Genomic DNA, 264 nt, shown 5'->3' with positions numbered 1-264 from the left:
GGGGTCTCGGGGTCGCAGGAGACCTCGTCACGCGGGGTGTAGTGCGTCTTGTACGTCTCCCGGCCGACCTCCTTGCCGCCCTTGACGAAGACCCGGTCGACGGCGACGTCGAAGCCCTCCAGCGGGGTCTGCACCTCGCACTGCGGTCCCGGGGCGGAGATCTTCTTCGGCGGGGTGACGTTCGTCCGCGGGCCCGTCACCGCGCGCACCTCGTCGTACTTCTTGGTGCCGAGCAGGCTGATCGTCACGGAGGTGTCAGTGGAG

General features: G+C 68.9%; 1 pseudogene. It reads right to left on the bottom strand.

Annotated elements, in window-relative coordinates:
- A pseudogene (locus EF903_RS33630) lies at nt 1-248 on the bottom strand (hypothetical protein); the annotation flags it as partial.
- Nucleotides 249-264: the final 16 nt, after the last annotated feature.

Source organism: Streptomyces sp. WAC05292 (assembly GCF_003949955.1).
GTDB lineage: Bacteria > Actinomycetota > Actinomycetes > Streptomycetales > Streptomycetaceae > Streptomyces > Streptomyces globosus.
Note: the sequence above shows the minus strand (reverse complement) of the source record. Positions and strands in the feature narration are given on the sequence as shown.